The 11,922-nt window shown below is 72.3% G+C and carries 13 protein-coding genes; 8 read left to right on the top strand and 5 right to left on the bottom strand.

Going from position 1 to position 11,922, the window contains the following annotated elements; genetic code table 11:
* Nucleotides 1–1,845 (top strand): 4-alpha-glucanotransferase, encoded by a 1,845-nt coding sequence (malQ, locus tag IEZ01_RS28410; RefSeq protein ID WP_373287674.1) that lies wholly within the window; start codon nt 1–3, stop codon nt 1,843–1,845.
* A 20-nt stretch (nt 1,846–1,865) separates the two neighbouring features.
* Nucleotides 1,866–2,105: a hypothetical protein gene (locus IEZ01_RS28405; protein ID WP_019886343.1), complete on the top strand. Its 240-nt coding sequence runs from the start codon at nt 1,866–1,868 to the stop codon at nt 2,103–2,105.
* 89 nt (nt 2,106–2,194) lie between these two features.
* Here IEZ01_RS28405 and IEZ01_RS28400 read toward each other — a convergent pair whose 3' ends face one another.
* The gene (locus tag IEZ01_RS28400; RefSeq protein WP_019886342.1) at nt 2,195–2,743 is read right to left on the bottom strand and encodes a MarR family winged helix-turn-helix transcriptional regulator; all 549 of its coding nucleotides are present in this window, start codon (nt 2,741–2,743) and stop codon (nt 2,195–2,197) included.
* A 160-nt stretch (nt 2,744–2,903) separates the two neighbouring features.
* Here IEZ01_RS28400 and IEZ01_RS28395 point away from each other — a divergent pair, with 160 nt between their 5' ends.
* From IEZ01_RS28395 to IEZ01_RS28370, 6 genes are all read left to right on the top strand, one after another.
* Complete coding sequence (locus IEZ01_RS28395; RefSeq protein WP_189204490.1) at nt 2,904–3,833, top strand: EamA family transporter; 930 nt, start codon at nt 2,904–2,906, stop codon at nt 3,831–3,833.
* A gap of 37 nt (nt 3,834–3,870) precedes the next feature.
* Complete coding sequence (locus IEZ01_RS28390; RefSeq protein ID WP_189204488.1) at nt 3,871–4,797, top strand: DMT family transporter; 927 nt, start codon at nt 3,871–3,873, stop codon at nt 4,795–4,797.
* Between the two features lie 11 nt (nt 4,798–4,808).
* Nucleotides 4,809–5,720 (top strand): LysR family transcriptional regulator, encoded by a 912-nt coding sequence (locus tag IEZ01_RS28385; protein WP_019886337.1) that lies wholly within the window; start codon nt 4,809–4,811, stop codon nt 5,718–5,720.
* Between the two features lie 84 nt (nt 5,721–5,804).
* Entirely contained in the window at nt 5,805–6,938 is a 1,134-nt protein-coding gene (gene alc / locus IEZ01_RS28380) for an allantoicase (RefSeq protein ID WP_019886336.1), read from the top strand.
* 266 nt (nt 6,939–7,204) lie between these two features.
* Nucleotides 7,205–8,077 carry an SAM-dependent methyltransferase gene (locus tag IEZ01_RS28375; protein WP_189204486.1) on the top strand — a complete coding sequence of 291 codons (873 nt, stop codon included), beginning with the start codon at nt 7,205–7,207 and terminating at the stop codon, nt 8,075–8,077.
* Nucleotides 8,078–8,079: 2 nt separating this feature from the next.
* On the top strand, nt 8,080–9,189 hold the full coding sequence (locus IEZ01_RS28370) for a terpene synthase family protein (protein WP_189204484.1): 1,110 nt from the start codon (nt 8,080–8,082) through the stop codon (nt 9,187–9,189).
* Nucleotides 9,190–9,201: 12 nt separating this feature from the next.
* Here the strand turns inward: IEZ01_RS28370 and IEZ01_RS28365 are convergent, their stop codons facing one another.
* Genes IEZ01_RS28365 through IEZ01_RS28350 form a run of 4 tightly spaced genes read right to left on the bottom strand, consistent with a single transcriptional unit; the run spans nt 9,202 to nt 11,921 of the window.
* Nucleotides 9,202–10,581, bottom strand: coding sequence for a cytochrome P450 (locus IEZ01_RS28365; RefSeq protein ID WP_019886332.1), 1,380 nt, complete (start codon nt 10,579–10,581; stop codon nt 9,202–9,204).
* The gene (locus tag IEZ01_RS28360; RefSeq protein ID WP_028797531.1) at nt 10,578–11,198 is read right to left on the bottom strand and encodes a GTP-binding protein; all 621 of its coding nucleotides are present in this window, start codon (nt 11,196–11,198) and stop codon (nt 10,578–10,580) included. The genes IEZ01_RS28365 and IEZ01_RS28360 overlap by 4 nt, the downstream gene beginning before the upstream one ends.
* A complete protein-coding gene (locus IEZ01_RS28355; RefSeq protein WP_019886329.1) occupies nt 11,179–11,538 on the bottom strand; it encodes a DUF742 domain-containing protein in 360 nt (119 codons plus the stop codon). The genes IEZ01_RS28360 and IEZ01_RS28355 overlap by 20 nt, the downstream gene beginning before the upstream one ends.
* The gene (locus IEZ01_RS28350; protein WP_019886327.1) at nt 11,535–11,921 is read right to left on the bottom strand and encodes a roadblock/LC7 domain-containing protein; all 387 of its coding nucleotides are present in this window, start codon (nt 11,919–11,921) and stop codon (nt 11,535–11,537) included. Before IEZ01_RS28350 ends, IEZ01_RS28355 begins: the two co-directional genes overlap by 4 nt.
* Between the last annotated feature and the right edge of the window lies 1 nt (nt 11,922).

Here is an 11,922-nt window from a genome sequence, read left to right as displayed (position 1 = left end):
GTGCACCGCCTCGATGGACGGACCCCCGAGGACGGCACGGAGTCCGCGCTCTGGCGCCTTCCGGAGGGCCCGTCCGGCGCTTGGCCGGGTCTTGGTGTGCACCGCCTCGACGTGCGGGCCCCCGACGGTCGGGAGGCCACGGCCGCGCTGATCGTGGCCCCGCCGGCCACCCCCCGGCCCGCCGGACGCGGCTACGGGTTCCTCGTACAGCTCTACTCGCTGCTCTCCGCCCGCTCCTGGGGCATGGGCGACCTCGGGGACCTCAGGGAACTCGCCGACTGGGCGGGCCGCGCCCACGGCGCCGACTTCGTCCAGGTCAACCCCCTCCACGCCGCCGTCCCCGGCACCCCCACCGACCCGTCCCCCTACCGCCCCTCCTCCCGCCGCTTCCCCGACCCCGTCCACCTGCGGATCGAGGACATCGACGAATACGCCTACGCCGCCCCGCACCACCGGGCCGAGCTCGACGCCGTCCTCGCCGACGCCGCCGAGCTCCGCGAAGGGGTGCTGCGCAAGGGCGCGTTGATCGACCGGGACGCCGTATGGGCCCTGAAACGGCGCGCCCTGGAACTCGTACGGACCGTCCCGCTCGGCCCCGGACGCCAGGCCGCCTACGAGGACTTCCTCACCCGGCAAGGACAGCCCCTGGCCGACCACGCCACCTGGTGCGCACTCGCCGAGCAGTACGGCTCCGCGCCGCACACCTGGCCCGAGGCGCTGCGCGACCCCCGCTCCGCCGCCACCGCCCACGCGCGCGTGGAGCTCGCCGACCGCATCGCCTTCCACAGCTGGCTCGCCTGGCTCACGGACCAGCAGCTCGCGGCGGCCGCCCGGGCCGCGCGCGACGCCGGGATGCGGGTCGGGATCGTCCACGACCTCGCCGTCGGCGTGCACCCCGACGGCGCCGACGCGTGGGCCCGGCCCGACGCCTACGCCGCCGGGATGTCCGTCGGCGCCCCGCCCGACGCCTTCAACGCGCGTGGCCAGGACTGGGGTCTGCCGCCCTGGCGCCCCGACGCGCTGGCCGCCTCCGGCTACGCCCCCTACCGCGGCCTGCTCCAAGGCCTGCTGCGGCACGCGGGCGCCCTGCGCATCGACCACGTCATGGGACTCTTCCGGCTCTGGTGGGTGCCCGCCGGCCATGAGCCCGCCGACGGCTCCTACGTCCGCCACGACGCCGACGCCATGCTGGCCGTCCTCGTCCTGGAGGCCCACCGCGCGGGCGCCGTCGTCATCGGCGAAGACCTCGGCACCGTCGAACCAGGGGTCCGCGAGGCGCTGCGGCGGCGCGGAATCCTCGGCACCTCCGTGCTCTGGTTCGAACGCGACTGGGCCGGCGACGGCCTGCCGCTGCCGCCGGAACGCTGGCGTGAGGACTGCGTCGCCACCGCCACCACCCACGACCTGCCGTCCACCGCCGCCCGGCTCACCGGCGACCACGTCACCCTCCGCCACCGCCTCGGCCTGCTGACCCGCCCCCTGGACCAGGAGCGGGCCGAGGACGCCGCCGACACCGCCCAATGGCTGGCCCGCCTCGCCGAGCCGGGCCCCGGCGGCGCCGGCCGCCCCCTCGACGGCGAGGAGGCCGCCATCCAGGCCGTATACCGCTACCTGCTGCGCACCCCCGCGCTGCTCACCGGCCTGTGGCTGCCCGACGCCGTCGGAGACCGGCGCCCCCAGAACCTGCCCGGCACCTGGGACCAGTACCCGAACTGGCGGCTCCCCGTCGCCGACGCCGAAGGCCGCCCCGTCACCCTCGAAGAGCTCGCCGCCTCACCGCGCGCGCGTGCCCTGCTGGACACCCTCCGGGCCCGTACGGCACCCCCGGACGCGCGGCCCGTCTAGCCGTTCGCTACGTTTGCACCGTGGACAAGAAGAACACCCTGCGCGCCGGTGCTGTCGCGGCCGGTACGACGCTGATGATGCTGCTCATGTCGTCCCCCGCGCTCGCGCTCACCCGCGACGACGGCGACGACCCGGGTCCGGGCCTGAGCGTGGCCGCGACGCTCGGCTGGTACGTCGCCGCGCCGATCGTCCTGTTCCTCGTGATCGCCGGCCTGGTGATGGTGCTCGACAAGTCCAAGGACCGGGTCACCAAGAGCTGAATGCGGCGGGACCCCCAGGGGTCCCCGCACACTTCCCGACAAGGCGCCGCGACTCGCGGCGCCTTGTTTTTCGCGTCTTGTTTTTCGCGTCACACCACGGTCGTCGCCAGCAGCTTCCGCAGCAGCGTCGCGAGCTGCTCCCGCTCCTGCGGATCCAGCGCCGCCTCCAGGGCCGCCCGCTGCTGGGCGAGCCCGGCCGCCACGGCCTCGTCCACCAGTTCGCGGCCCCGCTCGCTGAGCGTCACCCGCAGGCCGCGCCGGTCGTTCGGGTCGGGGCTGCGGCTGAGCAGCCCCGCCTTCTCCAGCTTGTCGAGCCGGCCCGTCATCCCACCCGTGGTGATCATCAGCGTCGCGGTCAGCTCGCGCGGCGAGAGCGTGTACGGCTCGCCGGAGCGGCGCAGCGTCGCCAGCACGTCGAACTCCCCGAGGGACATCCCGCCGTACGGTGCGTACGCCTTGTCGACCCGGCCGCGCATGGCCACGGCCAGACGGTAGATCCGGCCGAAGACCGCCATCGGGAGCGTGTCGAGGTCGGGGCGTACGACGGCCCATTGGTCGGTGATGGCGTCGACGGCGTCGCGGGCGGTGGGCCCGGTCTCCATGCCGGAAGTCTCGTCGGAAGTCTCGGGACTCTCCATGTCGGCGGTCTCCTTACGGTGATCAGCAGCTCCGGGGTGCGAAAGTCGCTGCCGAGAAAGTAACTCAGAAGCGAGCCACTTACGAGGAAGCCTCTTGCATATAAATGGCTTAGCGCTAAGCTACTTACCGCCAAGCCAACCTCGCAGGGGGGACCCGTCCATGTCCCGCAAGGCCACAACCGTCGCGCTCACCGCACTCGCCCCGGTCTCCTGGGGCTCCACCTACTTCGTCACCACCGAGTTCCTGCCGCCCGACCGGCCCCTCTTCACCGCGCTGATGCGGGCCCTGCCCGCCGGGCTGCTGCTGCTCGCACTCACCAGCAAGCTGCCCCGGGGCGCCTGGTGGGGCAAGGCGGCGGCGCTCGGCGCCCTCAACATCGGCGCGTTCTTCCCGCTGCTCTTCCTCGCCGCCTACCGGCTGCCCGGTGGCCTCGCGGCGGTCTTCGGCTCCGTCGGGCCGCTCTTCGTCATCGGGCTCGCCGCCCTGTTCCTGGGGGAGAAGCCGACCGTCCGGGGGCTGCTCGCCGCGGTCGCGGCCGCGCTCGGCGTCAGCCTGGTCGTGCTGAAGGCGACCGGAGCGCTCGACGCGGTCGGCGTGGCAGCCGCGCTGGTCTCCGCCGCCTCCATGGCCGCCGGGACGGTCTTCACCAAGCGGTGGGGGCGCCCGGAAGGGGTGGGTGCGCTGGCGATGACCGGCTGGCAGCTCACCGCCGGCGGGCTGATCATCGCGCCGGTCGCCTTCCTGCTCGAAGGGGCGCCGCCCGCGCTCGACACCACCGCCCTGCTCGGCTACGCCTACCTCGCCTTCGGCAACACCGCGGTCTCCTACTGGCTCTGGTTCCGTGGGATCGGGCAGCTCAGCGCCACCTCCGTCACCCTCCTCGGCCCGCTCTCGCCGATCACCGCCGCCGTCATCGGCTGGGCCGCGCTGGGCGAGGTGCTCACGCCCGTACAGCTGCTCGGCATGGCGATCGCCTTCGGTGCCACCCTCGTCGGCCAGCGGCCCGCGCGACCGCGACCGTTCAGTTCAACTGAACAGACTGATCATAAAGTTTCGATGGACCTGAAGGATGTGGCGGTGCGACGGTAGGCCGGACGAACCACCCGACCCGGCAGAGAGGAAGCCCGTGGCACTCCTGGACCACGTCCGCACCGCAGCGCCCACCACCCCCCGGCGCGTGCGCCGGGGCGCCGGCCTCGGTCTGCTGCTTGCGGCCCTCGCCACGGTCGTCTGGTCCGGCAGCTTCGTCACCGCCCGCGCCCTGCACGACTCCGTCCCGCCGGTCCAGGCCGCCTTCTGGCGCTGGATCGTCGCCCTCGTCGCCGTCGCCCCCTTCGCACTGCGCGAGACCTGGCGCCGGCGCGAGGTGATCCGCCGTCACTTCCGCTTCGTCGCCCTGGCCGCGCTGCTGGGCGTCACCGTCTACAACACCCTCGTCAACCAGGCCGGCCTCTCCACCTCCGCCGGCAACATGGGCATGATCATGGCCGCCTCGCCGGTGCTCATGGCGGTGTACGAACGTCTCGGCGGCGCCCGGCTCGGCGCCCGCCGCGTCACCGGCATGCTGATCGCCTGCGCCGGGGTACTCCTGCTGGTCGGCAAGGGCTCGCTCGCGCTCGACCTCGCCCCCGGCGACCTGTGGGTGATGGCGGCCGCGGTCTGCTTCGCCTCGTACAGCGCCCTGCTCAAGCGCCGCCCGGCCGAACTGGGCGGGCTGGTCTTCCTCTTCGCCACCTTCGCCCTCGGCGCGCTGATGCTGCTGCCCGTGTACGCGGCCAGCCTCGCCCTCCAGGGCGGCTTCGAGCCCACCCCCGGCACCGTCGCGCCCCTCGTCTACGTCGGGGTGTTGTCCTCCGCCGTCGCCTTCTTCGCCTGGAACAAGGCGGTCGCCCTGATCGGCGCCGCCCGCGCCGGGGTCGTCTACTACCTCCAGCCCGTCTGTGTGGCACTGCTCTCCTACGCCGTCCTCGGCGAGGACCTCGGCGCCCTGGGCGTGCTCTGCATGGCGCTCATCCTCGGCGGTGTGGCGCTCGCCTCGGCCCGCCGGAGGTAGGTTTGCGCCCCATGACCGAGTGGGACATCAAGAAACTCCAGATCCTGCGCACCCTGCGCGACCGCGGCACCGTCACCGCGACCGCCGAGGCGCTCCTGATGACCCCCTCGGCCGTCTCCCAGCAACTCACCAACCTCGCCAAGCAGCTGGGCGTACAGCTCCTGGAGGCCCAGGGCCGGCGGGTCCGGCTCACCGACGCGGCGCATCTCGTCCTGCGGCACGCCGAGGCCGTCTTCGCCCAGCTGGAGCGGGCCGACGCCGAACTGGCCGGATACCTGCGGGGCGAGGCGGGCGAGGTGCGCCTCGCCGCGTTCTCGACCGCGGTGCCCGCGCTCGTCGTCCCCGCCGTGCAGCACCTCCGCGCCGCCCACCCCTCGCTCGCCGTCCGCGTCCGCGAGGCCGAGGCGGCGGAGGCGTACGAACTGCTCACCGCCGGCGAGGTCGACCTGGCGCTCTCGCTCGCCGCGCACGCCCCCTCCGCCCGCGACCCCAAGTACGCGCGCGTGCCGCTGCTCGCCGACCCGCTCGACGTCGCCCTGCCCGCCGGGCACCCCCTCGCCGACGCCCCCGGCCTGCGGCTGCACGACCTCTCCGCCGAGCCGTGGATCTTCGGCGGCTCCGGGCCCTGGTCGGAGATCACCACCGCCGCCTGCGAAGCCGCCGGGTTCGTACCGGAACAGGCCCACAGCGCCGCCGGCTGGACCGCGATCCTCGCCATGGTCGAGGCCGGGATGGGCATCGCGCTCGTGCCCCGGATGGCGTCCGCCGAGCGGCGCGCGGGCGTCGTCATGCGCGTGCTCTCCGCCGACCAGCCGCGCCGCCATGTCGTCGCGGCCGTGCGGCGCGGCGCCGAGGAGGGGCCCGCCGTCGCCCGCGTCCTCGCGGCGCTACGGCAGGCCGCGGCGGCCCGCGAAACCGTCTGAGCCCCGACATCGTTCAATCCTGCTGAACATATTCATCGAAAACATTCGATGGACCCGCGGGGACTGGGGCGCGAAAGTCAGGGCATGACCTTCGACCCGAAACTGGACCAGGACCCGCACGCCAACGACGCCGCGCCCTACGGAGGCGGCGACCCCTACGCCGACTACCGCCACGGTGACTTCCCCTTCACCGAGCTCGTCGACCTGGCCGACCGCCGGCTCGGCGCCGGTGTCGTCGCGGCCAACGACGAGTTCTTCGCCGAGCGCGAGAACCTCCTCGTCCGCGAGCGTGCCGTCTTCGATCCGGAGCACTTCGGGCACAAGGGCAAGATCATGGACGGCTGGGAGACCCGCCGCCGCCGGGGCGCCGACGCGGAGAACGTCTTCCCCGCCCCCGAGGACCACGACTGGGCGATCGTCCGCCTCGGCGCCCCCGGCGTCATCCGCGGCATCGTCGTCGACACCGCCCACTTCCGCGGCAACTACCCCCAGCGGGTGTCCATCCAGGCCGCGGCCGTCGAAGGTTCGCCCAGCCCCGAGCAGCTGCTCGCCGACGACGTGAAGTGGGAGGAGCTCGTCCCGCCCACCCCCGTACGCGGCCACGCGGCCAACGGCTTCGAGATCGACGCCGAGCACCGTTTCACCCACGTACGGGTCTGCCAGCACCCCGACGGCGGCATCGCGCGGCTGCGGGTCCACGGCGAGGTCGTGCCCGACCCCGAGTGGCTTGAGCTGCTCGGCACCCTCGACCTGATCTCCGTACTCAACGGCGGGGTGTACGAGGACGCGTCGGACAAGTTCTACTCCTCGCCGACCCAGATCATCCTGCCCGGCACCTCCCGCAAGATGGACGACGGCTGGGAGAACCGCCGCCGCCGGGTCCGGGGCACCAACGACTGGGTACGCTTCCGGCTCGCCGCCCAGGGCGCCGTACGGGCCGTCGAGATCGACACCGCGTACCTCAAGGGCAACTCGGCCGGCTGGATCGCCCTCCAGGGGCGCAACGGGGACACGGGCGAGTGGTTCGAGATCATCCCGCGCACCCGGCTCCAGCCCGACACCCCGCACCGCTTCAAGCTGCCCGCGCAGGCCGTCGTGACCCATGTACGCCTCGACGCCTTCCCCGACGGCGGTGTGGCCCGGATGCGGCTGCACGGCACGCTCACGGAGGAGGGCGCGGCAGCGCTGCGCCGCCGCTTCGACGAGCTCAACGGCTGAACGGCCCACCGGTTTCCGCCCGGCCGGCGGCAGCGCGCCGCCGCCCGCCCGCCGGGCGGACCTGAACGCGAAGGGGCACCTCCGTGGGGGAGGGTGCCCCTTCGCCGTACCCAGGCGTGAATCCAGCGTCAACTCGCGGTGATTGTGGTCATTTTGGATCTCACTATGCTCAAGATCAAAGTGATTGAGGAGTTTTTTCGGTCACTTATGGGCATGGTGGGGCGGCTGATCACCAGCCCCACGCATCACCGGAGGACCGGAGAACGATGGACTACGACGACGCCGCCGTGCCGCGCTACTACACGCGTAAGACGGCCGACATCCTCCACAAGTACGGGCCAGGACCACGGGTCCACTTCCACATGGGCCTCTTCGATCCCGGAGCCCGCCCCAACACCACTGTCACCCAAGGCGTGATCAAGCGCCGCATAATCGAGTCCCAGGAGGCGATCGTCGACCACGCCGCCCGCACCTGGGGCGCGTACGCCACACCCCCCAAACGGCTGCTCGACATCGGCTGCGGCGTGGGCGGCGGCTCGCTCTACTGGGCGCAGGAACACGGCGCCAAGGTCACCGGCATCACGGTCACCGGCGAACACATCCCGCTCATCGAGGACTTCGCCCGCCAGGCCGGCGTCGGCAACCGTGTCACGCCCGTCCTCGGCGACTTCCACGACTTCCGCAGCAAGCGCAAGTACGACGCCGCGTACGCCAACGAGAGCTCCGGCTACATGGACCGCGAGCGGCTCTTCGAGGTCGTCGCGGGCGCGCTGAAGCCGGGCGGCTGGTTCGGCATCCAGGAACACTTCATCTGCCGCCCCGAGTGGACCGAGTTCATCGACGGCTACTACAAGACCCGGCTCGGCACCCTCACCGAGTACATCACCGCAGCCGAGGCGGCCGGCTTCCACCTGGAGCAGGACGAGGACGTCACCGACCGGGTCGCCGAGTTCTGGATCCAGTCCATGGCCTGGAACACCGCCGAACTGGACCGCATCGAAGGCACCGGCGACGCCGCCGCCTGGACGCGCGAGCGGCTACAGGAGTCCACCATCACCCACAGCAAGCTCTTCCGGATCTGGCGCGACCACGCGCTGGAGACCCGGCTGCTGCTCTTCCGGCTCGGCGGGGGCAGCTGACCATGCCGCCCGTGTACGCCAAGGACGCGCCGGCCTCCCGGATCGGCTGGGAACTGCCGGCGTTCTACTGCCCGTTCAACGAAAGCCTGATCCACGCCAAGGCCGCGGAGCTCGAAGAGCGCGCCGTCGCCTGGATCGACGCCTTCGGCATCTACCCGGACGCCACCGAGCGGGCCTGGGGCCTCGCCACCCATAGCGCCGACTTCACCAGCCGCATCATCCCCTACGGCGACATCGAGCCGGTCCTGCTCTTCATCGAGTGGAACTACTGGGCCAACGCCGTCGACGACTGGCAGGACTCGGGCTCCACGGCCACCCGCACCGCGGACATCGCCGACCACAGCGCCCGGCTCGTCCGCTCCATCGAGGCCCCCGGCTCCGGGCTGCTGCCCCCGGGGCCCCTGACGGCGGCCCTGGACGACCTGGTGACCCGTACGCGAGCCATGCTGACCCCGTTCCAGCTGCGCAGGTTCAGCGAGGGCACCCGCGACTGGCTGTTCGGCGCGGGATGGCAGACCTCCAACGCCGAACGCAGCGTGATGCCCTCCCTCAACGACTTCTCCGCGATGCGCATGTCGGTCAACGGCACCCGCTTCACCCTCACCTGGTGCGACGCGGCCAACGGCATCCATGTACCGGCCGACGTGCTGTACTCGGCGCCCGTCCAGGCGCTGACGGACGCCGCCGGATTCATCGTCTCCTGCGACAACGACCTCTACTCGTACAACAAGGAGGATCACCAGGACCCCTGGGAGCAGAACCTGCTCAACGTCGTCGCCCGGCATCACGGCTGTACGCCGAAGGAGGCGCTGGTGCCCGCCGTGGCGCTGCGGGACCGGGCCATGACCCTCTTCGTCCGGCTGCGCGAGCAGCTCGCCCGGGGCGCCGACGAACAGCTCGCGCGCTATCTCGACTCGCTCGCCCACTACGTGTCGGGCTGCATCGAGTGGCAGAACCTCGCCCCGCGGTACGCCAGTCCGCGCAACCGCAACACGCTGCCGGCGGAGGGGGCCTCGTACGACATCACCTGGCGGGACACGCCGAGTGACCCGAGCCCCGAGCCGCCGCCGGTTCCGGCGATCGCCTGGTGGTGGCGGCAGCTCGACGACTGACGGCGCGGCCCCTCAGCGGCGGCCCACCAGCCGGCTCCACCACGAGTCCCGGACCGGCGAGCGGTCCTGGGGGCCGGGAGCAGGCGCGGCCGCCGCCTCCGGCAGGGGCTGGGCCGCGCCGGTCCCGGGAAGGGGGGTGGCCGAGGTCACGGTGGCGCCCCGGGGGGTGAACGCCACGGGCAGGGCGACCAGCTGACGTGACATCAGCGAGGAGTCCCAGCGCAGTTCGTCCTCCGGGACGGCCAGCTCCAGGTCGGGCAGGCGGGCCAGCAGGACGTCGATACCGGTGTCCGCGATCGCCCGGCCGATGTCCTGGCCGGGGCACTCGTGCGGACCGCCGCTGAAGGCCAGGTGGGAGCGGTTGCCATGGACCGGGACGGTCAGGTCCGGGCGGATCTCCGGGTCCACGTTGGCCGCCGCGAGCCCCAGCAGCACCATGTCACCCTCCTTGATCCGCTGCCCGCCGAGCATGGTGTCGCCGGTCGCCCAGCGGCCCAGGATGGCCGACAGCGGCGGCTCGTCCCACAGCACCTGCTCCAGCGCGTCGGGCAGGGTCATGTGACCGCCGGAGAGACTCGCGCGGAACCGGCGGTCGGTGAGCACGAGCCGCAGGGCATTGGCGATCAGATTGGCCGTAGTGGAGAAGGCCGCGATGAGCACCAGCCGCAGATGCTCGATGATCTCCGCCTCGGTGAGAGAGGTGGAGTGCTCCAGGAGCCAGGAGGTGAGGTCGCGGCCGGGCTGGGCCCGCTTGCGCGCGACCAGCTGCTCCAGCGCCTCGGTCACATAGGCGTTGCTGGCCACCGCCGTCTCGGTGCCCTTGATCATGTCGCGGGCGGCCTCGACCAGCCGTGGGCCGTACGATTCCGGAGCCCCGACCAGCTGGGTCATCACCAGCATCGGCAGCGGTTCGGCGAAGTCCCGGACCAGGTCGGCCCGCGCGCTGTCGGCGAAGGCGTCGATGAGCTGGTTGGCGAACCGTGTCACATAGCGCCGGATCCCGCGCCGGTCGAGCCGTTCGAGCGACTCGGTGACCGCGCCGCGCAGCCGCTCGTGCTCGGCACCGTCCTGGAAGTTGCACACCGGCTGCCACGCGGCGATCGGCGTGAGCGGATGGTCCGGCGGAACCTTCCCCTCCTGCATGTCGCGCCAGCGACGGGAGTCCCGCGAGAAACGCGACGGCGTCCGGGCCACGTCGAGGTTCTCGCGGTGGCCGAGGACCAGCCAGGCCGGCAGGTCGCCCTGGACCAGGACCGGCGCCACCGCGCCGTGCTCGGCGCGCAGCTTCTCGTACAGGGCTCCCGGGTCCGCCTCGGCCTCGGGGCCGTAGAGCCGGTGGGCCGGGCAGCCCGGTGGTGGGGTGGGGCCCGGCGGGGGCGGGGGAGTGGTCACGATGCCTCCGGGGTCACGGCGAGGGAGTACAGATGGCGCATCAGCGTCATCAGGACGTCCCGGCTGGATTCGCGGAGCCGGGCGTCACATTGCACGAGCGGGACGGTCTCGGGCAGGTCCAGGGCGCCGCGCAGCTCCTCCAGTGGGTACTGGGGCGCGTCCGGGAAGGAGTTGACGGCGACCACGAACGGCACGCCGCGCTCCTCCAGCCGGTCGATGACCTCGAAGCTGACCTCCAGCCTGCGGGTGTCGACCAGCACGACGGCGCCGAGCGCCCCCTCGAACAGGCCGTTCCACAGGAACCAGAAGCGCTGCTGGCCCGGGGTCCCGAAGAGGTAGAGGACGAGTTCGTCGTTGATGCTGATGCGGCCGAAGTCCATGGCGACGGTCGTGGAGGACTTGCGCTCCACGCCCGCGGTGTCGTCGACGCCGACTCCGGCCTGGGTCATTGTCTCCTCGGTGGTCAGCGGGCGGATCTCGCTGACCGAGCCGACCAGGGTCGTCTTGCCGACCCCGAACCCTCCGACGACGACCACCTTCACGGCGGCCGACGCCGTCTGCGGCAGCACGTCCTCGCGCCGCGGCCCGGAGGGAGGCTCAGAGTTTCTGAAGTCCATCGATCACTGCCTCAATCAATGCCAGGTCGGGGAGTTGGGCGCGGGCGACGGGAGCACGCGAGAGGACGAGGTCGGCGGCGAGCAGATCGTCGAGCAGGACGGTGACCACGCTCACCGGGAGGCCGAGATAGGCGGAGATCTCGGCCACCGACAGCGGTGCCTGGCACAGCCTGATGATCGCCGCGTGCTCCGGCTGCATGCCGGGCTTGGGCCCCGACCTGGCCACGATCAGCGTGACCAGGTCGAGCGTGGCCGGCCCTAAGGCGCCGCTGCGCCCGCCGGTGATCACATAGAGGCGTTCGGGGCTCGCGTCCTCCCAGTCGCCGCCCGGATCGCTCACGCGGTCCGGCCCTCGCTGCGCGGCGGGCTGCTGAGGTGCTCTCCGATCCGCGCCACCAGGTCCCGCATCCGCTGTCCCATCAGACCGGCGTCGACGCCCTCGTCGGCGAGGACCGCGAGATACGCCCCGGCGCCGGCCGCCATCAGGTAGAAGAAGCCGCCGTCCATCTCGATCACCACGAGCCGCATCCGGCCCTGGGAGTGCGGGAGTTCGGCCGCGACCGCGCCCGCGAGGCTCTGCAGTCCGGCACAGGCGGCGGCCAGCCGGTCGGCGGTGTCGGTCTCCGTGCCGTGCTGCGCCATCCGCAGGCCGTCCGCGGAGAGCACGATGACATGACGGGTCTGCGGAACACCCTCGGCCAGATCCTTGAGCATCCAGTCCATA

Origin of the sequence: Streptomyces purpureus, assembly GCF_014648195.1 — a bacterium.
Taxonomy (GTDB): Bacteria; Actinomycetota; Actinomycetes; order Streptomycetales; family Streptomycetaceae; genus Streptomyces; species Streptomyces purpureus.
This window is presented reverse-complemented; position numbering and strand designations above follow the sequence as displayed.

What these genes read in the sequence shown, in the direction of transcription:
- IEZ01_RS28385 (WP_019886337.1), top strand. Translation starts at nt 4,809, where the DNA reads ATGACCGAGTGGGACATCAAGAAACTCCAGATCCTGCGCACCCTGCGC.
- IEZ01_RS28350 (WP_019886327.1), bottom strand. Translation starts at nt 11,921, where the DNA reads ATGGACTGGATGCTCAAGGATCTGGCCGAGGGTGTTCCGCAGACCCGT.
- alc (WP_019886336.1), top strand. Translation starts at nt 5,805, where the DNA reads ATGACCTTCGACCCGAAACTGGACCAGGACCCGCACGCCAACGACGCC.
- IEZ01_RS28370 (WP_189204484.1), top strand. Translation starts at nt 8,080, where the DNA reads ATGCCGCCCGTGTACGCCAAGGACGCGCCGGCCTCCCGGATCGGCTGG.
- IEZ01_RS28375 (WP_189204486.1), top strand. Translation starts at nt 7,205, where the DNA reads ATGGACTACGACGACGCCGCCGTGCCGCGCTACTACACGCGTAAGACG.
- IEZ01_RS28395 (WP_189204490.1), top strand. Translation starts at nt 2,904, where the DNA reads ATGTCCCGCAAGGCCACAACCGTCGCGCTCACCGCACTCGCCCCGGTC.
- IEZ01_RS28360 (WP_028797531.1), bottom strand. Translation starts at nt 11,198, where the DNA reads ATGGACTTCAGAAACTCTGAGCCTCCCTCCGGGCCGCGGCGCGAGGAC.
- IEZ01_RS28400 (WP_019886342.1), bottom strand. Translation starts at nt 2,743, where the DNA reads ATGGAGAGTCCCGAGACTTCCGACGAGACTTCCGGCATGGAGACCGGG.